At 69.7% G+C, this 24655-nt stretch carries 19 protein-coding genes and 1 pseudogene; 4 read left to right on the plus strand and 16 right to left on the minus strand.

Features of this window, described 5'->3' with window-relative positions:
• Positions 1-21 precede the first annotated feature (21 nt).
• Positions 22-1263, plus strand: a complete 1242-nt coding sequence (locus ACZ3IC_RS04115; protein WP_467412409.1) for a phosphopentomutase — start codon at positions 22-24, stop codon at positions 1261-1263.
• Positions 1264-1345: 82 nt separating this feature from the next.
• Here the strand turns inward: ACZ3IC_RS04115 and ffh are convergent, their stop codons facing one another.
• From ffh to nsdA, 5 genes are all read right to left on the minus strand, one after another.
• Entirely contained in the window at positions 1346-2896 is a 1551-nt protein-coding gene (gene ffh, locus ACZ3IC_RS04120; RefSeq protein WP_467412412.1) for a signal recognition particle protein, read from the minus strand.
• 231 nt (positions 2897-3127) lie between these two features.
• Positions 3128-5587, minus strand: a complete 2460-nt coding sequence (locus tag ACZ3IC_RS04125) for a [protein-PII] uridylyltransferase (RefSeq protein ID WP_467412415.1) — start codon at positions 5585-5587, stop codon at positions 3128-3130.
• A 29-nt stretch (positions 5588-5616) separates the two neighbouring features.
• Positions 5617-5955 carry a P-II family nitrogen regulator gene (locus ACZ3IC_RS04130; RefSeq protein WP_093899110.1) on the minus strand — a complete coding sequence of 113 codons (339 nt, stop codon included), beginning with the start codon at positions 5953-5955 and terminating at the stop codon, positions 5617-5619.
• Positions 5952-7310: an ammonium transporter gene (locus ACZ3IC_RS04135; protein WP_467413112.1), complete on the minus strand. Its 1359-nt coding sequence runs from the start codon at positions 7308-7310 to the stop codon at positions 5952-5954. Before ACZ3IC_RS04135 ends, ACZ3IC_RS04130 begins: the two co-directional genes overlap by 4 nt.
• Before the next feature lie 369 nt (positions 7311-7679).
• On the minus strand, positions 7680-9155 hold the full coding sequence (gene nsdA / locus ACZ3IC_RS04140) for a transcriptional repressor NsdA (protein WP_467412417.1): 1476 nt from the start codon (positions 9153-9155) through the stop codon (positions 7680-7682).
• A gap of 422 nt (positions 9156-9577) precedes the next feature.
• Between nsdA and ACZ3IC_RS04145 the strand changes: the two genes are divergently transcribed.
• The gene (locus tag ACZ3IC_RS04145; RefSeq protein WP_467412419.1) at positions 9578-10237 is read left to right on the plus strand and encodes a bifunctional DNA primase/polymerase; all 660 of its coding nucleotides are present in this window, start codon (positions 9578-9580) and stop codon (positions 10235-10237) included.
• A gap of 199 nt (positions 10238-10436) precedes the next feature.
• Here the strand turns inward: ACZ3IC_RS04145 and ftsY are convergent, their stop codons facing one another.
• Positions 10437-11657 (minus strand): signal recognition particle-docking protein FtsY, encoded by a 1221-nt coding sequence (ftsY, locus tag ACZ3IC_RS04150; RefSeq protein WP_467412421.1) that lies wholly within the window; start codon positions 11655-11657, stop codon positions 10437-10439.
• A gap of 110 nt (positions 11658-11767) precedes the next feature.
• On the opposite strand from ftsY, the pseudogene ACZ3IC_RS04155 reads away from it, so the two are divergent.
• Positions 11768-12070: pseudogene (locus ACZ3IC_RS04155) on the plus strand (cytosine permease); the annotation flags it as partial.
• A gap of 334 nt (positions 12071-12404) precedes the next feature.
• A complete protein-coding gene (locus ACZ3IC_RS04160) occupies positions 12405-13370 on the plus strand; it encodes an LLM class flavin-dependent oxidoreductase (protein WP_467412422.1) in 966 nt (321 codons plus the stop codon).
• Between the two features lie 73 nt (positions 13371-13443).
• Here the strand turns inward: ACZ3IC_RS04160 and ACZ3IC_RS04165 are convergent, their stop codons facing one another.
• From ACZ3IC_RS04165 to coaD, 10 genes are all read right to left on the minus strand, one after another.
• The gene (locus ACZ3IC_RS04165) at positions 13444-14862 is read right to left on the minus strand and encodes a sugar porter family MFS transporter (RefSeq protein ID WP_467412425.1); all 1419 of its coding nucleotides are present in this window, start codon (positions 14860-14862) and stop codon (positions 13444-13446) included.
• A 229-nt stretch (positions 14863-15091) separates the two neighbouring features.
• The gene (locus ACZ3IC_RS04170; protein ID WP_467412427.1) at positions 15092-18766 is read right to left on the minus strand and encodes an AAA family ATPase; all 3675 of its coding nucleotides are present in this window, start codon (positions 18764-18766) and stop codon (positions 15092-15094) included.
• Positions 18767-19085: 319 nt separating this feature from the next.
• Positions 19086-19298, minus strand: coding sequence for a hypothetical protein (locus ACZ3IC_RS04175; RefSeq protein WP_018551753.1), 213 nt, complete (start codon positions 19296-19298; stop codon positions 19086-19088).
• A 440-nt stretch (positions 19299-19738) separates the two neighbouring features.
• Positions 19739-20020 (minus strand): acylphosphatase, encoded by a 282-nt coding sequence (locus ACZ3IC_RS04180; protein WP_467412429.1) that lies wholly within the window; start codon positions 20018-20020, stop codon positions 19739-19741.
• Between the two features lie 79 nt (positions 20021-20099).
• Positions 20100-21017, minus strand: coding sequence for a bifunctional DNA-formamidopyrimidine glycosylase/DNA-(apurinic or apyrimidinic site) lyase (gene mutM, locus ACZ3IC_RS04185; RefSeq protein WP_467412431.1), 918 nt, complete (start codon positions 21015-21017; stop codon positions 20100-20102).
• 102 nt (positions 21018-21119) lie between these two features.
• Positions 21120-21944, minus strand: a complete 825-nt coding sequence (gene rnc / locus ACZ3IC_RS04190) for a ribonuclease III (RefSeq protein WP_467412433.1) — start codon at positions 21942-21944, stop codon at positions 21120-21122.
• A gap of 19 nt (positions 21945-21963) precedes the next feature.
• Positions 21964-22137, minus strand: a complete 174-nt coding sequence (rpmF, locus tag ACZ3IC_RS04195; RefSeq protein WP_003965982.1) for a 50S ribosomal protein L32 — start codon at positions 22135-22137, stop codon at positions 21964-21966.
• A 2-nt stretch (positions 22138-22139) separates the two neighbouring features.
• On the minus strand, positions 22140-22811 hold the full coding sequence (locus tag ACZ3IC_RS04200) for a YceD family protein (protein WP_467412434.1): 672 nt from the start codon (positions 22809-22811) through the stop codon (positions 22140-22142).
• Between the two features lie 175 nt (positions 22812-22986).
• Positions 22987-24060, minus strand: coding sequence for an ATP synthase subunit B family protein (locus ACZ3IC_RS04205; RefSeq protein ID WP_467412437.1), 1074 nt, complete (start codon positions 24058-24060; stop codon positions 22987-22989).
• A 98-nt stretch (positions 24061-24158) separates the two neighbouring features.
• Complete coding sequence (gene coaD / locus ACZ3IC_RS04210; RefSeq protein ID WP_467413114.1) at positions 24159-24638, minus strand: pantetheine-phosphate adenylyltransferase; 480 nt, start codon at positions 24636-24638, stop codon at positions 24159-24161.
• Positions 24639-24655 lie beyond the last annotated feature (17 nt).

Consider the following 24655-nt stretch of genomic DNA (forward strand, 5'->3'; position numbering starts at 1 on the left):
ACCCCTGAATAGGAGGCACCCATGGCCAAGACCGTCATCGTCGTCATCGACGGATTCGGCATCGGCGCCATGCCCGACGCGGGCACCCTGCGCCCCGGCGATCTCACCGCCGACACCTGCGGGCACGTCCTCGACCACTGCCGCGCGGCCCTCGGCCGGCCGCTGCGCCTGCCGGTACTCGGCGCGCTCGGTCTCGGCCTGGTCCACCCGCACCCGGATCTCGCCCGCCGTACCCATCTGCCCGTCGCCGCGGGCCGCGCCGCGCTCGGCTACCCCGGCGCCGACACCTTCGCGGGCCACCAGACGATGATGGGCGCCGACTTCAGCCGGGTCACCGTGGCCCGGCTCGCCGACCATCTCGACGAGGTGACCGCAGCCCTGGAGGCGGCCGGGCACCACGTCGCCCCGCTCGACGGCAAGCCGCTCCTCCTGGTCGACGGGGCGATCCTCGTCCACGACAACCTGGAGGCCGACCCCGGGATCAACTGGAACGCCTCGGGGCGCCTCGACGATCTGCCCTTCGAAGGCCCCGGCGGCATCCTCGCCATCGCCCGTACCGTCCGCGCGGTCGCGCCCGTCGCCCGGGTCATCGCGGTCGGCGGCCACGCGGACGGCCCGCTGACGCGCTTCGTGCGCCCCGGTGACGGGGGAACCGTCGGCCTCGACACCCCCGCCACCGGTTTCTACCGCAACGGTGGCCTGGAGGTTCAGCACCTGGGTGCCGAGCTCGACCACACCCGCCAGCTCCCCGATCTGGCCGCCCGCGCGGGCATCCCGGTCACCCTCGTCGGGAAGGCCGCCGACATCCTGGCCTGCGACGCAGCGCGGCGGCATCCGGCCGTACAGACCGCCGACGTGCTCTCGTACACCCTCGAAGCGGTACGCGCCCCCGGCGACGCGCTCGTCGTCGCCAATGTCCAGGAGACCGACCTGGCGGGGCACCAGCAGGACACCGAGCGCTACGGACGCCTCCTGGAACAGGTGGACTCCGGGCTCGCCGGGCTCGTGGCGCTGCTCGACAATCCCGGCGACCGGCTGATCGTCACCGGCGACCACGGGAACGACCCCACGATCGGGCACGCCTACCACACCCGTGAGTACGTGCCTGTGCTGATCCATCGACCCGGCACGGACGGCGTCGAACTGCTGCCGGACACGGACAGCCTCGCGGACGTGGGTGCCACCGCAGCCGTATCGCTGTCCCTGAACCCCGGGCAGCTGGCCAACGGCACGACGCTGCGTCCGGGACGGCACGCCGCATAGAGCATGCGCAAGAGGCGCCATAGGGACATGCGCCAGGGGCGCCCACCATTGGTGGGCGCCCCTGGCGCATGTCGTCGGGCGCTCAGCCCATGAACTTCTTGAACTCGTCCGGCAGCTCGAAGTTCTTGTCCTCCTGCGCCGGCAGGCCGAACGCACCGCCCTGCGCCGCCGCCTGCTCGCGACGGGCCGCCGCGGCCTGCTCCTCGGCCTTGCGCTTCATCGGGTTGCCGCTCTTGCGCTTGCCCTTGGCCTGCTTGACCTGCTTCTTCTGACGGCCGGGACCGCCGCCCATGCCCGGCATCCCGGGCATCCCGGGCATGCCGCCGCCCTGCGCCATCTTCGACATCATCTTGCGCGCCTCGAAGAACCGCTCCACCAGGTTCTTCACCGTGCTGACCTCGACACCGGAGCCCTTGGCGATACGGGCCCGGCGGGAGCCGTTGATGATCGTCGGCTCGGCGCGCTCCTTCGGGGTCATCGACTTGATGATCGCGGCGGTACGGTCCACGTCGCGCTCGTCGATGTTGTTGATCTGGTCCTTGATCTGCCCCATGCCGGGCAGCATCCCGAGCAGCTTGGAGATGGAGCCCATCTTCCTGACCTGCTCCATCTGGGCCAGGAAGTCGTCGAGCGTGAAGTCCTTGCCCTTGCTGGACGCCAGCTTGGAGGCCATTTTGGCGGCCTCTTCCTGGCTGAAGGTCTTCTCCGCCTGCTCGATCAGGGTGAGCAGGTCACCCATGTCGAGAATGCGGGACGCCATGCGGTCGGGGTGGAAGGCGTCGAAGTCCTCGAGCTTCTCACCGTTCGACGCGAACATGATCTGCTTGCCCGTGACGTGGGCGATCGACAGCGCCGCACCACCGCGGGCATCACCGTCGAGCTTGGAGAGCACCACGCCGTCGAAGCCGACACCGTCGCGGAAGGCCTCGGCGGTGTTGACCGCGTCCTGGCCGATCATCGCGTCGACGACGAAGAGGATCTCGTCGGGGCTGACGGCGTCGCGGATGTCCGCGGCCTGCTGCATCATCTCCTGGTCGATACCGAGGCGGCCGGCGGTGTCGACGACGACGATGTCGTGGACCTTGGTCCTGGCGAACTCGATCGAGTCCTTGGCGACCTGGACCGGGTCGCCAACGCCGTTGCCCGGCTCGGGCGCGTACACCGCGACACCGGCGCGGTCGGCGACGACGCTGAGCTGGTTGACGGCGTTGGGGCGCTGGAGGTCACAGGCGACGAGCAGCGGGGAGTGGCCCTGGCCCTTGAGCCAGAGACCGAGCTTTCCGGCGAGGGTGGTCTTACCGGCACCCTGGAGACCAGCGAGCATGATCACGGTGGGCGAGGTCTTGGCGAACCGCAGCCGCCGGGTCTCGCCGCCGAGGATGCCCACGAGCTCCTCGTTGACAATCTTGACGACCTGCTGGGCCGGATTCAGCGCCTGGGAGACCTCGACGCCGCGCGCCCGCTCCTTGACGTTGGCGATGAAGGCGCGGACGACGGGCAGCGCGACATCCGCTTCGAGCAGGGCGATACGGATCTCGCGGGCCGTGGCGTCGATGTCCGCCTCGGACAAGCGGCCCTTGCCCCGGAGGTTCTTGAAAGTCGCGCTAAGGCGGTCGGAGAGAGTATCGAACACGGCGCTCGTCGGTCCTCAGGGTCGGGGGCGTGGTGGATCGCTCCCTAGAGTATCTGGCTCGAGCAAGCGGCAGCCCTTGCCGGTCGCGTGCGACCGGCAAGGGCTGAACCCCCGCAGTGGCGAGGCGCAGGTATCCACGCCGGGTGCGCATGCGATGGATGCCGGAACATCCCCTGACCGACGGGGAGCTTCTCCGTTCGTTCAAGGAGGACGAGCACGGTCCGCCATGCCTCACCGCAAGGCGTCCTCCAACGCCCTTGCCAGTGCCGCCGCCTCCACGTCCGGCAGCACCGAGCCGTCCTCACGCGTGACGTAGACCGTATCCACCGCGTTCGCCCCCAGCGTCGACACATGCGCGCTGCGCACCCGTACCTCGCTCTGTTCCAGCGCCCGGCCGATCCGGTGCAGCAGCCCCGGGGCGTCCTGGGCCCGTACCTCGATCACCGTCGCCAGCTGCGAGCCGGCCGCCGCGACCGTCACCCGGGGCGGCGGGGCCTTCATCCCGCGCCGCCTCGGGTGGGCGGCCTCGCGTTCGGCGAGGCGTGCGTGGATGTCCAGGGTGCCGTCCAGAGCGCGTACGAGGTCGGCGCGGAGCCGGGTGGCCTGCGGCAGGGAGCCGTACTCGGCCGCGACCCGCCAGCTGAGCAGGAGCAGGTCGGCAAATTCGCCCTCGCCGATCTCGGTGGGGAGTTCCACCGCACGCAGATCGGCCGCTCGGACGGTGAGGCGGTGCAGGGCGAGAACGCCCGCCGCCGCGGGCAGCACGCCGGGGCGGTCGGGCAGGGCGATGAGGAGCTCGACGCCGATGGGTTCCGGTTCACCGTCCTCGTTCGGGGTCTCGGCCTGGGCGTGCAGGGCGAGGACGGGTTCGCCGGTGCGCAGGGCCTCGATGGCGAGGCGTTCCTGTTCGGCGCTGGGTGCGGAGGGTTCCGGTTCCTCCGGGGCCCGGCCGGCGAGTACGGCGGCGACGCGTTCGACGAGGTCGGCGACGAGGGAGGCGCGCCAGGCGGACCAGGCGGCGGGCCCGGTGGCGAGGGCGTCGGCCTCCGTGAGGGCGTGCAGGAGTTCCAGGGTGGAGGTGGTGCCGACGGTGGTGGCGACGGAGCGGACGGTCGCCGGGTCGTCGAGGTCGCGGCGGGTGGCGGTCTCGATGAGCAGCAGATGGTGGCGTACGAGGGTGGCGATGACTCCCACGTCGTGCTGGTCGAAGCCGATCCGGGCGGCCATGTCGCGGGCGATGACCTCACCGGCGACGGAGTGGTCGCCGGGCCAGCCCTTGCCGATGTCGTGCAGGAGGGCGGCGACGAGGAGGAGGTCGGGGCGGCCGACGCGGCGGGTGAGGGAGGAGGCGCGGACGGCCGCTTCGACGAGGTGGCGGTCGACGGTCCAGGTGTGGACGGGGTTGCGCTGCGGGCGGCAGTGGACGCGTTCCCAGTCGGGGAGCAGCCGGGTGATCAGTCCTTCGGCTTCGAGTGCTTCCCAGACGGGGACCATGGCCTCGCCCGCGCCGAGCAGGGTGACGAGTTCCTCACGGGCCTCGGCGGGCCAGGGCACCGGCAGCGGGCGTGCGGCGATGGCGAGGTGGCGCACGACATGGCGGGAGAGCGGGAGTTCGGACTGGGCGGCCGCGGCGGCGGCACGCAGTACGAGCACGGGGTCGCGTTCGGGGCGGGCGGCGCGGGCGAGGACGACTTCGCCGTCGGCTTCGACAACACCGTCGGCGAGCGGGGTGCGTTCCGGGGAGGCCGCCTTGCCGCCGCCGAGCATGGCGCGCAGCCGGGGGCGCGTGGACCGGGAGCGGAGCACGCGGTTGACCTCGCGCCAGGTGACGTCGGTGGCGTACGAGACCGTGCGGGCGGCCTCGTACACCTGGCGGAGCAGGGCGTCCGCGTCGAGGAGGCCGAGGGCGGTGGCGACCTGGTCCTGCTCCTGCAGGGCGAGGCGGTCGGTGGCGCGGCCGGTGGTGAGGTGGAGGGCGTCGCGGGCGTCGAGGAGGATGCGGCGGGCTTCGGCGAGGCCTTCGCGGGGGGCGTCGGCGACCCAGGAGGCGGCGACGGCGCGCAGGGCGGTGGCGTCGCGCAGTCCACCGCGGGCCTCCTTGAGGTCGGGTTCGAGGAGGAACTGGAGTTCGCCCTGGCGTTCGGCGCGTTCGCGGCAGAGCTCGTCGAGGGCGGGGAGGCGTTTGGGGGCCTGGTTGCGCCAGTCGGCGAGGATCGCGGTGCGCATGGCGGCGATGAGGCCGTGGGCTCCGGCGACGGGCCGGGCGTCGAGCAGCCCCAGCTGGACCTTGAGGTCCTCGCCGGCCGTTCTGCGGGCTTCGGCGGGGGTGCGTACGGAGTGGTCGAGGGCCAGGCCGAGGTCCCAGACGGGGTACCAGATGCGGTCGGCGAGGGCGGCGAGGGCCGCGGTGTCGGCGTTGCCGTCGTGCAGGAGCAGGAGGTCGAGGTCGCTGCGCGGGGAGAGTTCGCCGCGGCCGTAGCCGCCGATGGCGACGAGGGCGGCGCCGCGGACACCTGTCTGTTCGGCAGCTGCGGTGAACAGCGCGGTGAGCCAGTCGTCGGTGAGCGATGCGAGGGCCGCCCGGCGCGGCGGCCCGGACTGCGCCTTCTCCTGGAGGAGGCGCAGCCGGGCCGCCGCGTAGCCGCTGGGTTCCGAGTCCTCGGATTCGGTGGTCACTTCGGTGCTCGTCACCCGGCTGCCTTTCGTTTCGGGACCTTCGGTCAGAGCGCGTCCGGGCCCCGTTCGCCCGTCCGTACGCGAATCGCGGTGTCGACCGGCACGCTCCAGACCTTGCCGTCACCGATCTTGCCGGTTCGGGCGGCCTTCACGACAACGTCGATGAGCTGTTCGGAGTCCTCGTCCTCGACGAGGACCTCGATGCGGATCTTGGGTACGAGGTCGACGGTGTACTCGGCACCCCGGTAGACCTCGGTGTGACCGCGCTGGCGCCCGTATCCGCTGGCTTCCGTGACCGTGAGTCCTTGGATACCGAAGGCCTGGAGGGCCTCCTTGATCTCGTCGAGCCGGTGTGGCTTCACGACTGCGGTGATGAGCTTCATGCGTCCACCTTCTTCGTCTTCGCTGCTGCCGTGCTGCCCGGTGCCGGTGCGGTGGCCGTGGTGCGCGGGGCCGCGCCGCCGCCCGCTCCGCTGAAGTCGTACGCGGTCTCGGCGTGTTCGACCTGGTCGATGCCGGAGATCTCGTCGTCCTCGTCGACCCGCATCCCGATCGTCCTGTCCAGGAGAAAGGCCAGGACGGCGGAGACGACCAGAGAGTACGCGAAGACGGCGAAGACTCCGACGGCCTGCTTGCCGAGCTGGTCGAGACCGCCGCCGTAGAAGAGCCCCTTGGCATCGGACTGGACACCGCCGGTGGCGAAGAAGCCGACGAGGAGGGAACCGGCGACACCGCCGACGAGGTGGACGCCTACGACGTCCAGGGAGTCGTCGTAGCCGAACCTGTACTTCAGGCCGACGGCCATGGCGCACAGGACACCGGCGATGGCGCCGACCGCGATGGCGCCGAGCGGGCTGACCGCGCCGCCGGACGGTGTGATGGCGACGAGGCCCGCGACCGCGCCGGAGGCCGCACCGAGGGTGGTGAAGGAGCCGTGGCGGAGCTTCTCGTAACCGAGCCAGGCGAGCATCGCGGCGGCGGTGGCGACCTGGGTGTTGACGAGCATGACCGCGCCGACGCCGTCGTCGTTGCCGAGCCACGAGCCGGCGTTGAAGCCGAACCAGCCGAACCAGAGCAGACCGGCACCGAGCATGACGAGCGGCAGGCTGTGCGGCCGCATCGGGTCCTTCTTGAAGCCGACGCGCTTGCCGATGACGAGGATCACGCCGAGCGCGGCGGCACCCGCGTTGATGTGGACGGCCGTACCACCTGCGAAGTCGATGACGCCGAGCTCGAAGAGCCAGCCGCCCTCGCCCCAGACCCAGTGGGCCACGGGGAAGTAGACGACGGTGGCCCAGAGTGCGATGAATAGGGCCCATGAGGTGAACTTGACCCGGTCGGCGAGGGCGCCGCTGATCAGGGCGGGGGTGATGATGGCGAACATCAGTTGGAAGACGGCGAAGACGTAGACCGGGATCGTGTAGCCGTCCCAGAGCTGGGTGATGCCGATCCCGCTGAGGCCGACGTAGTCCGAGCTCCAGCCGATGACGGAGCCGATGTCGGTACCGAAGGCGAGGCTGAATCCGTAGAGCACCCACAGGATCGTGACGATCCCGAGGCTGATGAAGCTCATCATCAGCATGTTGAGGGTGCTTTTGACGCGGACCATGCCCCCGTAGAAGAAGGCCAGGGCCGGGGTCATGAGCATCACCAGGGCGGAGCAGATGAGCATGAACCCGGTGTTGGCGGCAGACAGCGTCGGGGCGTCTGCGGCAAGCGTCGTCATGCCTGGGGGCATCGGCGTCTCCTCGTCGTCGGTGCGGCCGCGTGCGGGCGAGATGAGCGGCACTGCGTGCGGGACCACTGGGGAAAAAGTGCGGGCCGGTTATGTGCCATGAGATTCGCCCAGCACGGTTTCCGCCGATGCGTCACGGCGTTTCGCGACAGTGACGAAGAGGTCCGGCGTGTTACGTCCCCATGAACCGACCGTGGCGTATCCGGTGTCGGGCCTACTCTGCGGCCGGGGCCGCATACGGTGCGGTTACAACTCTCCCGTACGGGAACGGCAACATGAACCGGCCACGCCGACCACCCGCTGACCTGGCAATGGGGGAGCCGAAGTCGGTCTGTGCGGGGTGGTCGCCGTGGCCGGGGCCGGGGGTGCCGTTCAGACCGCTTCTGCGGTCTCGGGCAGCTGCTGGGTGAGGAGATCGGTGAGCCTGGCGACCTCGGGAATGTCCCCGAAGTCCCTGGCAGCGGTGTCGACGGTCTTGCGGAGACGGGTGTTGACGCGCTCGGAGCGGATCTTCTTGGCGACGCGCAGCGCCTTCTCGGCCAGCACCGTGGACTGCTCGGGCTCGCGCTGGAGGAGGTGGACGGTGGCGAGGCCGATCAGGTTGAGTGCGTACGACCGCTGGTGCTCGTCGTCCTCGCCGAAGAGCTGCACGGCCTTCTTCATGAGGGGTTCGGCGAGCGTGGCGTAGGTGGGGCTGCGGCCTGCGACATAGGCGAGGTCGCGGTACGAATGGGAGTTCTCGCCGTTGAGCTCGGCCTCCGTGAAGAAGCGGATCCAGTCGGGCTCGGGCTCGCCGTCGATCCCGACGTCGAGGAAGGTGTCCTCGGCCATCCGGACGGCTCGTTTGCACTTGCTGGGCTGGCCCATGTTGGCGTAGGCGCGGGCCTCCATCGCATACAGCATGGCCTGGGTGCGCGGGGTGGCGCAGTCGCGGCTGCCGTACTGCGCGAGGTGGATCAGTTCGAGGGCGTCGTCGGGCCGTCCGAGGTGGATCATCTGGCGGCTCATACTGGACAGAACATACGAACCGAGCGGTTTGTCGCCGGCCTCCTTCGAGGCGTGGAGCGCAAGGACGAAGTACTTCTGGGCGGTGGGATGGAGGCCGACGTCGTAGCTCATCCAGCCGGCCAGCTCCGCCAGTTCGGCCGCGCACCGAAAAAGCCGCTTGGCGGTGGCCGCCGGCTGGGGTTCCTGCAACAGGTCGGTGACCTCGTGGAGCTGTCCGACGACAGCCTTTCGGCGCAGTCCGCCGCCGCACTGCGCGTCCCACTGACGGAACATCGCGGTGGTGGACTCCAGCAGGTCGAGCTCGGGGCCGGAGAGCCGGGAGGGGCGACGGGCCGCAGCGGGCGACTCCGGCTGTGCGGGTCCGGTGGCGGCGACGGGCACCAGCCAGCGCTGCATGGGTTCGATGAGGGCGGGTCCCGCGGCCAGGACGAGCGAGGAGCCGAGGAATCCGCGGCGGGCGAGCATGAGATCGCTGCGGGAGAACTCGCTGAGCAGGGCGACGGTCTGTGGGCCCGCCCAGGGCAGGTCGACGCCGGCAACGGATGGTGACTGGTGCGCGGAGCGCAGCCCGAGGTCCTCGATGGCGACGACGGAGCCGAAGCGCTCCGAGAAGAGCTCGGAGAGGATTCGAGGGATCGGCTCACGCGGCTGTTCACCGTCGAGCCAGCGCCGCACCCGCGAGGTGTCGGTGCTGATGTGGTGGGCGCCCATCTGGCGCGCCCGGCGGTTCACCTGCCGCGCCAGCTCGCCCTTCGACCAGCCGCTGCGCACGAACCATGAGCCCAATTGCCCATTGGGGCGCTTACCGGCATTCGAATCGCCTGCGCCGCTGCCACTCACTGGAACGCCCCAATCCCGCCGAATACTGTCGCGCGAACCTTTATCAGAATGCCCTGATCCGATGCCGCCCATACGGAGGCTGCGCACGCTCGGACAGGAAATCGGGTTGCCTCCGGCATACCCATGGGTGCACATACTTCCACGACCCGCGTACCGACAGTAATCCTACGATCACGCCCTCCGCGAGGGCGATTACAGAATCGCCACCATTCGCCACCCCTTCGAATGAACGCCACCACCGTCGGTCGCGATTCACTTGACACACGGCGATCAGCAGCGGGCGCAGTGACGCACGACGGGGCGCGCGAACCATGTCGCACGACCCCGAGTGCACCGGCACGCCACGATCGACGCTGACGACGGAGCGTTACGACTCCGATCCGCGTCGTAACCACCGGCGAGTCGGACCCGTTGGAGGGGGCATGGGCTTCACGATCGGCGGCATCCGCGAGATGCGCACCGGCTCACGGCGCCGCGGCCGTGCGGCCGAGTGCACAGCAGTGGCCGAGTACACAGGACTGTGGGGCTGGGCCGTCGCGCCGGGAGCGCGGGCCGCGGCCGGCCGCTGTTCGTGCGGGGAGGCGGATTGCCCCTCCCCCGGCGCCCATCCGCTGGACTTCGCCCCCGAGGTCCCCGCAGGCGCCACGCTCGGCACGGCGGCGGACGCCTGGGCCCGGGTGCCGGGCGCCTCGATGCTGCTGCCGGTGGGCCGCACCTTCGACATCCTCGACGTCACCGAAGCGGCCGGGCGCAGGGCCCTGGTGCGCATGGAACGGATGGGACTGCCGCTCGGCCCGGTCTCGGTGACACCGGCCGGGCGGGCCCAGTTCTTCGTGGCCCCGGGGGCCGCCGCCGAGCTCCCGCAGCTGCTGTACCGGATGGGCTGGGACGACGCGGGGCTGGATCTGCGGGCGCTGGGGCCCGGCCGCCACATCACCGCCCCACCGTCCGACGAGGGCGGTCTCGGCCCGGTCCGGTGGCTGCGCCCGCCGGTGCTGGACACGGCGGCCGCGCCGCCGCAGGCACGGTTGCTGCTGGGCACGCTGGCGTACAGCTGCCATCGCGCGCCGCTGCGCGACTGAACGCGCCTTCACGACTGAACGCCCCTTTTCGGCTGAACCGCCGCCGCTTTCGCGGAGGTGGGCTCTCGCCGTCGTGGTCGCTCAATCGGTGATCGCTCTCGCGGCCACAGAGCCTGACAAGGCGCAAGGCCCGTTACGCCGAAGAGCCCGACCGCAGCTACGTCATGCGGTCGGGCTCTTCACGCGTACGCGAGAGGCGTCAGTCTCCGATCAGGGCATCCACGAACGCCTCCGGCTCGAACGGAGCCAGATCGTCCGACCCCTCGCCGAGACCGACCAGCTTCACCGGTACGCCCAGTTCACGCTGGACGGCGATGACGATGCCGCCCTTGGCGGTGCCGTCCAGCTTGGTGAGCACGATGCCGGTGATGTCGACGACCTCGGCGAACACCCGGGCCTGCACCAGGCCGTTCTGCCCGGTCGTGGCGTCGAGGACGAGCAGGATCTCGTCGAGCGGTCCGTGCTTCTCGACAACCCGCTTGACCTTGCCGAGCTCGTCCATGAGCCCGGTCTTGGTGTGCAGCCGTCCCGCGGTGTCGATGAGGACGACATCGGCGCCCTCGGCAATGCCCTCCTTCACCGCGTCGAAGGCGATCGACGCGGGGTCGCCGCCCTCGGGGCCGCGCACGGTGCGGGCACCGACGCGCTCGCCCCAGGTCTGCAGCTGGTCGGCGGCGGCGGCCCGGAAGGTGTCGGCCGCACCGAGCACCACGCTGCGGCCGTCGGCGACGAGCACCCTGGCCAGCTTGCCGGTGGTGGTGGTCTTGCCGGTTCCGTTGACGCCGACGACCATCACGACACCGGGGGTGTCGACACCGCTCTCCGTCTTGACCACACGGTCGAAGTCGGTACCGAGCAGGGTGAGGAGCTCCTCGCGCAGCAGCGCGCGCAGCCCTTCGGGGGTACGGGTGCCGAGGACGCGGACGCGTTCGCGGAGCCGCTCCACCAGTTCCTGGGTGGGTGCGACACCGACGTCGGCGGTGAGGAGGGTGTCCTCGATCTCCTCCCAGGTGTCCTCGTCGAGGTTGTCGCGGGACAGGAGCGTGAGCAGCCCCTTGCCCAGGGAGTTCTGCGAGCGGGCGAGCCGGGCACGCAGCCGTACCAGTCGCCCGGCGGTGGGCTCGGGCACTTCGAGGGCGGGGGCGGTGGGCACCTCCGGCTCGATGGCCTCGACAGCTTCCGGAGCTTCCTCGGCGGGAGCCTCGGCCGAAGGGGGGCCGACCTCCTCGATGGTGCGGCGCGGTTCCTCGCGCGGCTTTTCGGCTTCCTCGCCGACATGGGGCTCGGCGGGAGGAGTGATGGTCGGCGTGCTCGACGGCGCCGGGGGCAGCTGCCTCTTCTTGCGGCTGCTGACCACGAGCCCGCTGATCACGCCGACCGCGACCAGGGCGATGACTACAGCAAGGATGACGAATTCCATAACCCACCCAGTATCAGTCACGTCCGCCCGCGTGTGCCGCCCCGAAGGATCACCTCCACACCCCTCTTACCCGTTATGCACCCTTTGGCGGTAAAGATACGGTCCTGGCCGTGGAGACCCGTGACCTGGAGCCCGCCCCCGACAGCGGGCGCACCGACCGAGTCCGGCCCCTCTCCCCCACCTGGGTCGGCGCGAACCTGACCGTGCTCTTGCTCACCATGGGTGCGGGGCTGATCGTCTTCAACGGACTGAACTTCTGGCAGGTACCGGCCGTCGCTTCTGGCAGGTACCGGGCCGTCGCGATCGCGGCGCCGGTCGTCAGCTTCGGGCTCGTCGGCCCGGCCTCCATCGCGGGCAAGCAGGGCGGGGCTCCCGGCATGGCACCCTCCCGGGCCGTCCTCGGCCGGCGCGGCGGCGCTCCTGGGCGCCACACCGGCGGGCACCTACTGGCACACCGGCGGCTTGCCGTGACGGCCGCGGCCGCGTGGGCCGCGGGCCTGGTGACAGGCTTGCTCTTCACCGGCGTGGAGTGGCTCTGCGGCCCGCTCGCCACCACCTGGATCGGGCGCCACGGTCTGGGCCGGGGCGGCCACGATCGCCGTCTCCGCGGCGCCGCACGCGATCCTGCCGCGTCCCGCCGGGCGGGGCGCGGGCGACGGTCCGAAGGCGACACACCCCTACACTTCTGACGCTACGTCAGTTACTGTCCCGCCTCGCCGAGTCCGCCCGACGGAGGGGACAAGTGTCATGGCCTTCACAGTGGTCCGGTTCAATCTCGTCGATCCCGACGCCACCCCCGAGTCGCTCTCGGCCCGCTACCGCGCCGCGCTGGCGATGGCCGCGTACGCCGATGAGCATGGTGTCGACACCGTACAGACCGAGGAACACCACGGCGCCGCCAACTCCTGGCTGCCCTCCCCCTTCGTCTTCGCCGGCTCGGTCTTCGGCGCCACCCGCCGGATCGCGGTCACCGTCTCGGCGGCCATCGGCCCGCTGCACGACCCGCTGCGGCTGGCCGAGGACATCGCGGTCCTGGACCTGCTGAGTGCGGGCAGGCTGGTCACGGTGGCGGGGATCGGCTACCGGCCCGAGGAGTACGAACAGGCGGGCGTCGAATGGGGCAGGCGCGGCAGGCTCCAGGACGAGCTCCTGGAGACCCTGTTGCAGGCGTGGACCGGGGAGCCGTTCCTGTTCCGGGGCCGTACGGTCCGGATCACGCCGCGCCCGTACACCCGGCCGCATCCGCTGCTGCTGGTGGGCGGCAGCTCGCGGGCGGCGGCTCGGCGGGCGGCCCGGTTCGGGTTGCCGTTCTTCCCGAGCGCGCATCTGCCTGAGCTGGAGGCGTACTACCAGGAGCAGCGTGCGGAATTCGGGACGGAAGGCTTCTGCATGATGCCGTCCGCCCGGACGCCGCTGCTGCACGTGTCCGAGGACCCGGACCGGACCTGGGCGGAGTACGGCGAGCACTTCCTGCACGAGGCTCGCACGTACGCCTCCTGGCAGTCCAAGGACATCCGCTCGGCCGTGCGTTCGGCGGCGACAACGGTGGCGGAGCTGCGGGACGAAGGGGTCTACCGGGTCATCACTCCGGACGAGTGCGCGGGTGCGGTCGGGGAACTGGACAGCCTGGTACTGCATCCGCTGTGCGGCGGGATGCCGGTCGAGGAGGGGTGGCGCAGTCTGCGGCTGTTCTGCGACGCGGTCGCGCGCTGACCCGGTCCACCGGAACTGCCCGGCCCGCAGATAAGGGCCAGGGCACTCCGTGGTCGGGGAGGGGCAGCGGGGATCAGCCCATCTCCTCCAACGCCTTGCCCTTGGTCTCCTTCACGAGCTTGAGCACGAAGGGGATCGAGAGCGTGGCGAAGCATGCGTAGATGATGTACGTGCCCGACAGGTTCCAGTCGGACAGGCTCGGGAAGCTCGCGGTGATCGCCCAGTTGGCGATCCACTGCGCGGACGCGGCGATGCCGAGCGCGGCGGCGCGGATCCTGTTCGGGAACATCTCGCCGAGGAAGACCCAGACCACGACACCCCACGACAGGGCGAAGAAGAGCACGAACACATGGGCCGCGACGAGCGCCACGATGCCCTGGGTGTGAGGCAGTTTGCCGTCGACCAGGTGGGCGGAGAAGGCCCACGCCTCGAAGGCGAGGGCGATGGCCATACCGGTGGAGCCGACCAGCGCGAGCGGCTTGCGGCCCACCCGGTCCACCAGCACCATCGCGATCACGGTACCGACGATGTTGATGATCGACGTGGTGAAGGAATAGAAGAACGAGACCTCCGGATCGATGCCGACGGACTGCCAGAGCGTCGCCGAGTAGTAGAACGCCACGTTGATGCCGACGAGTTGCTGGAAGACCGAGAGGCCGATACCGACCCAGACGATCGGCAGGAAACCGAAGCGGCCGCCGAGCAGGTCCTTGAACGTGGACTTGTACTCACGGTGCATGGCGGTTTCGATCTCGGCCACCCGGGCGTCGAGGTCGACGTTCTTGCCTTCGACCTCCTCCAGGATCTGCCGGGCCCGGCCCTTCTTGCCCACCGAGATCAGGAACCGCGGCGACTCGGGGATCGCGAACGACAGGAGCCCGTACAGGGCAGCGGGGACGACCATCACGCCGAGCATCCACTGCCAGGCCTCGATGCCGCCGATCTCGCCGCGCTGATCGCCGTCGGCGAGCTGCAGAATGCCGTAGTTGACCAGCTGGGAGATGGCGATGCCGGTGACGATCGCGGCCTGCTGGAAGGAGCCGAGACGGCCGCGGTAGGCGGGCGGCGAGACCTCGGCGATGTACGCCGGGCCGATCACCGAGGCCATGCCGATGGCGAAGCCGCCGATGATGCGCCACATCGCCAGGTCCCAGAGCGCGAACGGGAGGGCTGAGCCGATGGCGCTGACGGTGAAGAGCACGGCGGCGATCTGCATGCAGCGGATACGGCCGATGCGGTCGGCGATGCGCCCCGCCGTGGCCGCGCCGATCGCGCAGCCGATCAGGGCGATGGCGATGACCTGGGCGAGCGTTCCCGAGCCGATGCCGTACCGGCTGCGGATCGCCTCGACGGCGCCATTGATGACGGAGCTGTCGTAGCCGAACAGGAAGCCGCCCATGGCAGCGGCTGCCGTGATGAAGATGACATGGCCGAGGTGGTCCGGGTGGGCCTCTCGGGCTCCGGACGCCGGTCCCTGCGCTGTGCTGGTCACGTGTACTCCTGATGCCTGGCCGCGTCGTCAGGTGTCGGGGTGAGCTCTCGTGTCTTTTGGGGGCTGAGCTCCTCCAAGTGGCGCATAACTTCCCACCTGCCACCACTTGAAGGTAAAGGAAAATTTGCAGAGCATATTCGTTCAATTTTCGAAGTAAATATCGGAAATTACGCAAATCGACCAGGCGCACCCAAAAGATGCGTTGAAGTATTGAAAATTGAGTAAAGGCTCAGCGCAGCCGCTGGCTGATGACCTTGGAGACGCCGTCGCCTTGCATCGAGACGCCGTACAGCGCGTCCGCGACCTCCATCGTCCGCTTCTGGTGCGTGATCACGATCAGCTGCGAGCTCTCCTGGAGCTCCTCCATGATCCGGATCAGCCGCTGCAGATTGGTGTCGTCGAGCGCCGCCTCGACCTCGTCCATCACATAGAACGGGCTCGGCCGGGCCTTGAAGATCGAGACCAGCAACGCCACCGCCGTGAGCGAGCGTTCCCCGCCGGACAGCAGCGAGAGCCGCTTGACCTTCTTGCCGGGCGGCCGGGCCTCGACGTCCACACCGGTGGCGAGCATATTGTCCGGGTCGGTCAGGATGAGCCGCCCCTCACCACCCGGGAAGAGCCGCGAGAAGACACCCTCGAACTCACGGGCCGTGTCCCGGTACGCATCCGTGAACACCTGCTCGACCCGCTCGTCTACCTCCTTGATGACCTGTATCAGGTCGGCCCGGGTCTTCTTCAGGTCTTCGAGCTGCTCGGAGAGGAATTTGTGCCGTTCCTCCAGCGCCGAGAACTCCTCAAGAGCGAGCGGATTCACCTTCCCGAGTTGCTGATACGCCCGTTCGGCCGACTTCAGCCGCTTCTCCTGCTCGGCCCTGACGAACGGCTTCGGCTGGTTGCGCGGGTGCTCCGGATCCTCCGGCAGCTCCTCGCCCTCGGCGGCCGGCGACGGCGGTACGAGCTGGTCGGGGCCGTACTCGGCGGCCAGCCCGGCCGGCTCGACACCCAGCTCCTCCAGCGCCTTCGCCTCCAGCTGCTCTATCCGCAGCCGCTTCTCTGCACCGAGCACCTCGCCGCGGTGGACGGAGTCGGTGAGCTTGTCCAGCTCGCTCTTGAGCTCGCGGCCCAGGTTGCGCTCGGTCGCCAGTTCCTGTTCCCGCTCCGCCTTCGCCGCCTCGGCCGCGACCCGCTGCTGCTCGGCCCGTACGACGGACACCTCGACATGGGCGAGCAGCTGACGGGCGCCGGACGCGACGGCCGAGGCCACCGCCACCTCGTGCCGCAGCCGGGCGCGGCGCTGCTCGGCGCGGGCGCGGGCCTCGCGTTCGGCGCGGGCGCCCCGGTCGAGGGAGTCCGCGCGGCCCGCGAGTCCCTTGACTCTCTCCTCATGGGTACGTACCTGGAGGCGGGCCTCCATCTCGGTCTGGCGTGCGTTGGCACCGTCGGCGGCGAGCCGGTCGCGTACGGAGGTGTCCGGCTCCTCCTCGACCGGCATCTCCTCGGCGACGAGCAGCCGCTCGGCCAGCTCCTCGGCCTCCTCCGTCGCGCGCTCCAGCGCCTCCTGGGCACGGGCGGCGGACGCGGTCATCCGCTCGGCCTCGCCCGCGGCACCGCGGGCCTGCCCGGCGAGCCGCCCGAGTTGCTGGGCCACCCCGGACTTCTCCCGCTCGGCGGCCCGACGCCGCTCCCCCAACTCCTCGACCAGCCCGGCACTCGCACTGCGCCGCTCCCCCGCGAGCCACTGCGCATCGGTCAGCTCCGCGCACCGTACGGCCAGTTCCTCCAGCTGTGCGGCGGCCTCGTCGACCGATGCCTGCACTTCGAGGAGGCTCGGCGCCCCGGCGGAACCGCCGTACGCAAAGTGGGCCGAGAGGATGTCCCCCTCGACGGTCACGGCCGTCAGCTCCGGGTGTACGGCGACGAGGTCCTCGGCATCCTCCAGGGTGCCGACGACCACCATGTCCCGCACCAGCCTCCGTACTGCGCCGATCAGTTCGACGGGCCCGCGGACGAGGTCGGCCACAACGGGCGGGGCTCCAACGGACGCTCCGGTCACACCGGCACCACCCGCATCACCCGCATCACCCGCATCACCCGCGCCACCCGCGCCACCAGCACCAGAGGCACCAGAGGCATGGGAAGCACCAGAGGCATCGGCAGCACCACCGTGATCAGCCACCCCGGCGCGCACCCCACCCAGCAGCAACGCCGCCCGCCCCGCGTCCTGCTTGCGCAGCAGCCGGATCGCTTCCGCCGCCGTGGCCGGGTCCGTAGCCGCGACCGCGTCCGCCGCCGCGCCCAGGGCCGCCGCCACCGCCACCTCGTACCCGGGCGCCACCGTCAGGAGTTCCGCGGCCAGGCCACGCAGGCCCGACAGGCGGTCCTGCGCGCCGAGCAGCACACCTGTGCCGTCCTTGCGGCGCAGGCCCAGGGCCAGCGCTTCATGGCGGGCCGCGACCGCCGCGCGCTTCCGTTCGGCGGCGGTGGCGGCCTCCCGAGCCGCGGAGAGCGCCGCCTCCGCCTCCGTGAGTTCCCGCTTGGCGGCGTCGTGCCGCTCGCCCAGCTCCGCATCGCCCGCGTCCAGGCCCTCGACCTCGGCCTTGAGCTGTTCGTACTCCTCCTGCGCGGCGGCCGCCCGTTCCTGCGCCTCGTCGCGGGAAGCGGCCAGCCGGTCGATCTCGGCCTGCGCCGAACCGGCCCGGCTGCGGGCCGCGTTGACCTGTCCGTTCAGCCGGGCGAGCCCTTCGCGGCGGTCCGCGATGGCGCGGGCGGCGTCCTTGAGCCTGCGCTCCTCGGCCGCCAACTCCCGTTCCAGGTCGGCGCGATGGGCGGCGGTGTCCTCCAAGGCGTGTTCCGCCGCCTCCAGTGCGGCCTCCAGTTCCGCCTCCTGCTCCCGGATGCGGGCGGCCTCCCGCTCCATGTCCTGCGGATCGCGGCCGCGCCGCTCCTCCTCGGGAGCGGCGGTGGCACTCTTCACCCGGGCGTCGGCCAGCAAGATCGTGCCGCGCACCCGCTCCGCCATCTGCGACAGCTCGTACCAGGTCTGCTGAGCGCGCTGGAGCCGCGGCGCCAGCCGCCGTACCTCGCCCTCCAGCTCCGCCTCGCGCGCCAGCGCCGCCTTGAGCTCCGCCTCCGCGGCCTCCCTGCGCCGCTTGAGCGCCTCTTCGTCGGCGATCTCGCTGCGCAGCGCGGTGTGCAGCCGCACCAGGTCGTCGGCGAGGAGCCGCAGCCTGGCGTCGCGCAGATCGGCCTGGATGACGGCGGCCCGGCGCGCCACGGCCGCCTGCCGGCCCAGCGGTTTCAGCTGTCGCCGCAGTTCGTCGGTCAGGTCCTGGACGCGGGCCAGATTGGCCCCCATCGCGTCCAGTTTCCGCAGCGCCTTCTCTTTGCGCTTGCGGTGCTTGAGCACGCCCGCGGCTTCCTCGATGAATGCGCGCCGCCCCATCGGATCGGCGTGCAGTACGGAGTCCAGCCGGCCCTGGCCGACGATGACATGCATCTCCCGGCCGATACCGGAGTCCGAGAGGAGTTCCTGGATGTCCAGGAGCCGACAGGTGTCGCCATTGATCTGGTATTCGCTGCCGCCATTGCGGAACATGATCCGAGTGATCGTCACTTCGGCGTACTCGATGGGCAGTGCGCCGTCGGAATTGTCGATGGTCAGCGATACTTCCGCCCGCCCGAGCGGCGGCCGTCCGGTGGTGCCGGCGAAGATCACATCTTCCATCTTGCCGCCGCGCAGAGACTTTGCACCCTGCTCCCCCATGACCCAGGAGAGCGCGTCCACCACATTGGACTTGCCGGACCCATTGGGCCCGACGACGCACGTGATACCGGGTTCGAACCGCAGCGTCGTGGCGGAGGCGAACGACTTGAAACCACGCAGGGTCAGGGCCTTGAGGTGCACGCCGCCGGACTCTACCTTTCACTCTCGGTTTCGCTGATGAAGGTGCAGGGCACATCAGACGGTAAGGGAAGGGGTGTACGTCCGGGGCGGGTCCCGCACAGGCCCGGGCGGAAAAGAAAGAAGGGGCGCCGAAGCGCCCCTTGTAAATCTTGTGCGGTATTGCGTGTGCGGTGTTGCTGGTGCAGCGGCACATGACGGATCAAGGACATGTCACCAACGTGACAGATCAAGAGCAGTGATCTTCAATGATCCGGCGACGATCCGGGTGAGGATCTCGGACGGCTGACGCGGCAGCCCGACCGGCCCTGGGGGCCATCGGTCAGGTCAGCGCCGGCTCCGCCTGAGGTACGTCGATGTCGATGCTGTCGAGCAGCGACTCTTGGTGCTGTGCGGCGGCATTGAGCGCGTCGTTCTCGTCCTGAATCCGTACGAGCTCGGATTCCAGGTCCTGGACGCGTTGCTGGAGCCGTCGCATCTCGGCGAGGAGTCGCGGGTCGGAACCGCCGACGTAACCGAGAAGCGCCTTTGCCATGATGGATGGTCCTCCACACTGAGTGACCGACCGATGCGGTGTGGGTCGTGAGGGAATCGCACCCGCGGTGCTCGGCAGTGCTCTGTATTCAATGCTGTTCTGCTGCCAAACAGCTCTGCCAAACAGCTAAGGTGCCGCGAGGATTTCAGCGTCTCACCAAAAAGTTTGACGGTCAACACGATCACGCCCGGTAGAGACGGGCAGCCCCGGGGCGCGCGGCTTGACGATCATGCGGCGCGACTCTCCTGCGGGGCCCTCGGGGGCGTTGAGATCATCCTTACTGCCGCAGCCTGGCACGCCAACCGAATCTTGGCAACCACCCGGTCATTCCGCAGGTCATTTCATGTGTATGCAGATGAGCGCCCCACCCCGTCACCCCACGCCGCCCGTCGAACACAGTCCGAACACAACCCGTCTCACGGACCCGGATCGAGCCCGCGTCAGCGGATCACGAAGCCCTCGTATCCGCCCCGCGGGGTGCCCCAGATCTCAGTGACTCCGTCAACGCGGCCGGGTGTGTCGTCGGAGCGCAGCCACTCCAGCAGACGGTGGCAATTTTCACGTTGCCCCTCGGCGACGACCTGCACCCTGCCGTCGTCGAGATTGACGGCGAATCCGGTGAGGCCACCGATCTCCAGAGCGTTTGCCCTGGTGAACCAGCGGAACCCTACTTGCTGCACTCGGCCGCGTACCCATGCGGTGAGTCGTACATCTTCATTCATGCCCGAACGCTAACCGGCCAATTGCTCTGGGAGCACTCCTTGCCGATGGGCCATGGCGTCCAGCCCCCTCGCAATAGCCTCACCCCATCGGGTGACGCGTGGTGACGCCGAGAGCGGCGGCCGGACCGCCGGAAGGGTGGGAAGTCGCGCGCGGCGGTCGCTGGCAGCGCGGGCAGAAGTAGCTGGAGCGATTCATCCATGCCCTGCGGCGCATCGGCGTACCGCAGCGATAGCAGGGCTCGTCCTCCCGCCCGTACGCGTCGAGCGAACGGGCGAAGTAGCCGGACTCGCCGTTCACATCGACATAGAGGCTGTCGAAGCTGGTGCCACCCTGGTCGAGCGCCGCGTTCATCACGTCGCGGACATGGCCCAGCAGCTCGGCCGATTTGGGGCGGGCCAGGGTCGCGGTCGGCCGGTCGTAGTGCAGCTTTGCGCGCCAGAGCGCCTCGTCGGCGTAGATGTTGCCGACTCCGCTGATCAACGACTGGTCGAGCAGAGCTCGCTTGATCGTCGTACGGCGCAGTCGCAGGGCCGTGTGGAACGCCGCGTCGTCGAACGCCGGATCCAAGGGGTCGCGGGCGATGTGCGCGATGGTGTCCGGCAGGCCGTCCGGGGTGTTCTCATGGAGCGAGAGCCCGCCGAAGGTCCGCTGGTCGACGAAGCGCAGTTCGGTGCCGAGGGAGTCGTCGAAGCGGATCCGTACGCGCAGATGCTTCTCGTCGGGTGTCTCCTGGGGCTGTACGAGCAGCTGGCCACTCATGCCGAGGTGGCCCAGCAGCGAGCTGGACGCATCGTTCAGCGGCACCCAGAGGTACTTGCCGCGGCGCATGGCCGTTCCGAAGCGGGCCCCGCCGAGCCGGGCCGCGAAGTCCACACCACCCGCGGGATGACGGCGGACGGCACGCGGGTGCAGCACCTCGACATCGCCGACCGTGCGGCCGGTGACCCAGCGCTCAAGACCACGTCGTACGACTTCGACCTCGGGCAGCTCGGGCACGGTATCGCTCCTGAGAGGTGAAGAGAAAAGAACTGCGGAGATGAAAAGAGTATCCGGGCAGGACAAACCCCCCGGTGCGCGGGGCACCGAGGGGTTCTCGGGTCAGGCCGGAGCGACGTCCGTGGACGGCGACGGGTCGGCAGGGGTGTCGGCGACCCCTCCGTCGGCAGCGGCCTTCGCCGCAGCCTCCCGCGCTTCCGCGGCGGCGGTGATCTCGCGCCAGGCGGACTCCGCCGCCTGCTGCTCCGCTTCCTTCTTGCTACGGCCGGTGCCGGTGCCGTACGAGACACCACCGACGCGAGCAGCAGCAGTAAAGGTCTTCTCGTGGTCCGGGCCGGTCTCCGTGACGAGGTACTCGGGGACGCCGAGGCTCTCGCTCGCGGTGAGCTCCTGGAGGCTGGTCTTCCAGTCCAGGCCGGCGCCGAGGTTCGAGGACCTGTCGATCAGCGGGTCGAAGAGCCGGTGGACCAGCTCCGAGGCCGCGCTGAGACCCTGGTCGAGGTAGACCGCGCCGATCACCGCTTCAAGGGTGTCGGCGAGGATGGACGCCTTGTCCCTGCCGCCCGTGCCCTCTTCACCACGGCCGAGCCGGATGAAGGAGCCGAGTTCGAGGCCGCGGCCCACTTCCGCAAGTGCACGCGAGTTGACCACCGCGGCCCGCAATTTGGCCAGCTGGCCTTCGGGCAGGTCGGGGTGGGTGCGGTACAGCGTGTCCGTGACCACCAGACCGAGCACCGAATCCCCGAGGAATTCGAGCCGCTCGTTGGTGGGCAGGCCGCCGTTCTCGTATGCGTACGAACGATGGGTCAGCGCACGCACCAGAAGGGCGGACTCGAGGTGGTACCCGAGCCGCCCTTCCAGAAGCGTGTGGGACGAGGCTGTGTTGACGTTGTCTGCCTGCTTCTTGGCGTTGGACAACTCAGACATCGGGCCTCTCACCAGCCGCTCAGACCTCGAGGACCTGGCGCTTGTTGTACGTGCCGCAGCTGGGGCACGCGATGTGCTGCAGCTTCGGCTCCTGGCAACGCTCACACGAAACCAGGGTGGGGACCGCAGCCTTCCACTGCGACCGGCGGTGGCGCGTGTTGCTGCGCGACATCTTCCGCTTCGGAACAGCCACGGCTACTTCTCCTGCTTCTCGTCGACGCCCGCATCGGCGCCGCCCATGTTGTCCTTCTCGCCGTCCTGAACGGTGTCGGCGAGTCCTTGCAATGCCGCCCAACGGATGTCGACGGCATCGTGGTGGTGACCGGGGTTCTCGTCCAGCCTGATTCCGCATTCGGAACACAGACCGGCACAGGACTCCCGGCACACCGGCTGCATCGGCAGTGCGAGCACCACCGCATCGCGCAGCACTGGTTCGAGGTCGAACAGGCCGTCCTCGATGAAGAGCCTGTCCTCATCGTCCTCGGCGTCGTCGGCCGGTTCCGCCTTGCTGCTGCGGCCCCGGTCATCGGCGTCAGGGTACGAGAACATCTCCTGGAAGTCCGCCGCAACCTCTTGGCGCAGCGGCTCCAGACACCTTACGCACTCCCCCTCGGCCGACGCACGGGCGGTGCCTGTGACAAGCACCCCTTCCATGACCGATTCGAGACGGAGGTCCAGCTCCACGGGTGCGCCTTCCGGCACACCGATGACCCCGTCGATGCCGAGGGCCGGCGAACCGGGTGCGTCCACCGAGCGGGTCAGCCGCTGGAGGGCACCGGGACGCCGACCCAGCTCGTGCGTGTCGAACACGAGGGGGTTTCGGTGGTCGAGGTGGCCGTTCAGGGCTTTTCCTGCTTTCGAAATCATGTGCATCACGCGGTGTGGGGAGGGCCGACCGGATTCGGATTCGAAACGGGCAGCCGGGATCGCGGACATACGCGCGACCGAAGGGCCAGGATACTGGACGCGCCGCTCAGCTCCCAATCCGGTCCGCCCAATCCGGTCCGCCCGGCCCCGTCCCGCCCGGCCCCGTCCCGCCCGGTCAGCGCTCCTGCTCGTACCGGCGGAGCTGGTCCAGGTCGATCATGCTGGTGTCGAACAGGCTGGTCTCGTCGAGGGCGCTCTCGCCCTGCGGCTGGAGTGCCTGCTGGGGCTGCACGGGCTGCTGCTGCCAGCTGTCGTACCCCTGGACCGGGATCTGGGCCTGGCTCTGGTCGTAGCCCTGCTGCTGATAAGCGGCGTACGGGTCCGGCTGCTGCTGGTACCCGTAGACATCCTGCTGCGGCTGCTCCTGGTACGCGTACGTCTCCGCATAGCTCGGCTGGGCCTGTGCGGGGAAGTGCGGCTGGGCCTGCTGGTGGACCGGCTGGGGCTCCGGGGTGGCGAGCTCGGCGAGGCCGGCCCAGTGGTCCTCGTCGCTCAGGTGCCGCTGGTTGCCTGCCGCGTCCTGGGCGGCCATGTGCGCGCCGAGTTCGTCGGTGGCGACCCGGCCGTGCAGCTTCTGCCGACCGCGACCGACCGCCTCCAGGGTCTTGGCGAGCACGGCCTCGAAGGCGCCGAGCTTGGTGTCGACGTACTCGTCCGCACGGCGCTGGAGCGTGGCCGGGTCGGTGCTGCGCTCGGGGGCCTCGGCGAAGTCCGGGTCCTCGTATCCCTGCTCGTCGAAGGCCTGGCCGCGGCCGAGGAGCTTCTCGCGGCCCCGGTCGACGGAACCGATGGTCTTGGTGAGGACGACCTCGAAGTTGGCGAGCTTGCTGTCGACGTACTCGTCGGCCTCGGCGCGAACCTCCTCGGCCTCCCTGCGGGCTTCGCCGAGGATCCGGTCGGCCTCGCTGCGGGACTGCCTGGCAACCTCGGTCTCGGAGATCAGCGAGGTGCGTTCGGCGTGTGCGGTCTCGATGATCCGCTCGGCCTCCTGACGGGCCTGCTCGACCATCTGTTCCCGGCCGCCGATGAGCTCCTGGGCATGGGCGAGGGAGCCGGGCAGGGCCTCTCGCACCTCTTCGAGCATCGCGAGCAGCTCGGCGCGGTTGACCACGCACGAAGCCGACATGGGCATGGACCGGGCGCTCCCGACCGCCTCGACGATCTCGTCGAGCTTCTTCTGCACGTCCACCGTGTGCTCGCCACTCTCTACAGCCGATTGGAGACGGACGGGACGACTGTACGGCCAGTCGGCGCCCACCCGACACCTGGTGACGGAACGTCAGCGATTCAGCGCTGGGCGAGGCGCTCGATGAGGGCCTCGTGGACCACCGGCGGCAGCAGGTGGGAGACGTCGCCGCCCCAGGTGGCGACCTCCTTGACCAGGGAGGAAGACAGGAAGCTGTAGGTGGGATTGGTCGGCACGAAGAGCGTTTCGACGCCGGACAGGCCGTTGTTCATCTGGGCCATCTGCAACTCGTAGTCGAAGTCGCTGACGGCCCGCAGGCCCTTCACGATCGCCGGGATGTCGCGCTGCTTGCAGAAGTCGACCAGGAGGCCGTGGAAGGACTCGACCTGGACGTTGCCGAAGTCCGCGGTGACCTGACGGATCAGGTCGATCCGCTCGTCGACCGTGAAGAGGCCCTTCTTGGACTGGTTGATCATCACCGCGACATGTACGACGTCGTACAGCTTCGAGGCGCGGCCAATGATGTCGAGGTGTCCATTGGTGATGGGGTCGAATGACCCCGGACAGACGGCGCGGCGCAACTTGATTCCCTCGCTCT

The organism is Streptomyces sp. NPDC002958 (assembly GCF_055563255.1).

Bases quoted from the DNA above. Each gene is read 5' to 3' on its own strand.
- ACZ3IC_RS04115 (WP_467412409.1), top strand. From the start codon at position 22: ATGGCCAAGACCGTCATCGTCGTCATCGACGGATTCGGCATCGGCGCC.
- ACZ3IC_RS04130 (WP_093899110.1), bottom strand. From the start codon at position 5,955: ATGAAGCTCATCACCGCAGTCGTGAAGCCACACCGGCTCGACGAGATC.
- ACZ3IC_RS04135 (WP_467413112.1), bottom strand. From the start codon at position 7,310: ATGCCCCCAGGCATGACGACGCTTGCCGCAGACGCCCCGACGCTGTCT.
- ACZ3IC_RS04145 (WP_467412419.1), top strand. From the start codon at position 9,578: ATGGGCTTCACGATCGGCGGCATCCGCGAGATGCGCACCGGCTCACGG.
- ftsY (WP_467412421.1), bottom strand. From the start codon at position 11,657: ATGGAATTCGTCATCCTTGCTGTAGTCATCGCCCTGGTCGCGGTCGGC.
- ACZ3IC_RS04160 (WP_467412422.1), top strand. From the start codon at position 12,405: ATGGCCTTCACAGTGGTCCGGTTCAATCTCGTCGATCCCGACGCCACC.
- ACZ3IC_RS04175 (WP_018551753.1), bottom strand. From the start codon at position 19,298: ATGGCAAAGGCGCTTCTCGGTTACGTCGGCGGTTCCGACCCGCGACTC.
- ACZ3IC_RS04180 (WP_467412429.1), bottom strand. From the start codon at position 20,020: ATGAATGAAGATGTACGACTCACCGCATGGGTACGCGGCCGAGTGCAG.
- rnc (WP_467412433.1), bottom strand. From the start codon at position 21,944: ATGTCTGAGTTGTCCAACGCCAAGAAGCAGGCAGACAACGTCAACACA.
- ACZ3IC_RS04200 (WP_467412434.1), bottom strand. From the start codon at position 22,811: ATGATTTCGAAAGCAGGAAAAGCCCTGAACGGCCACCTCGACCACCGA.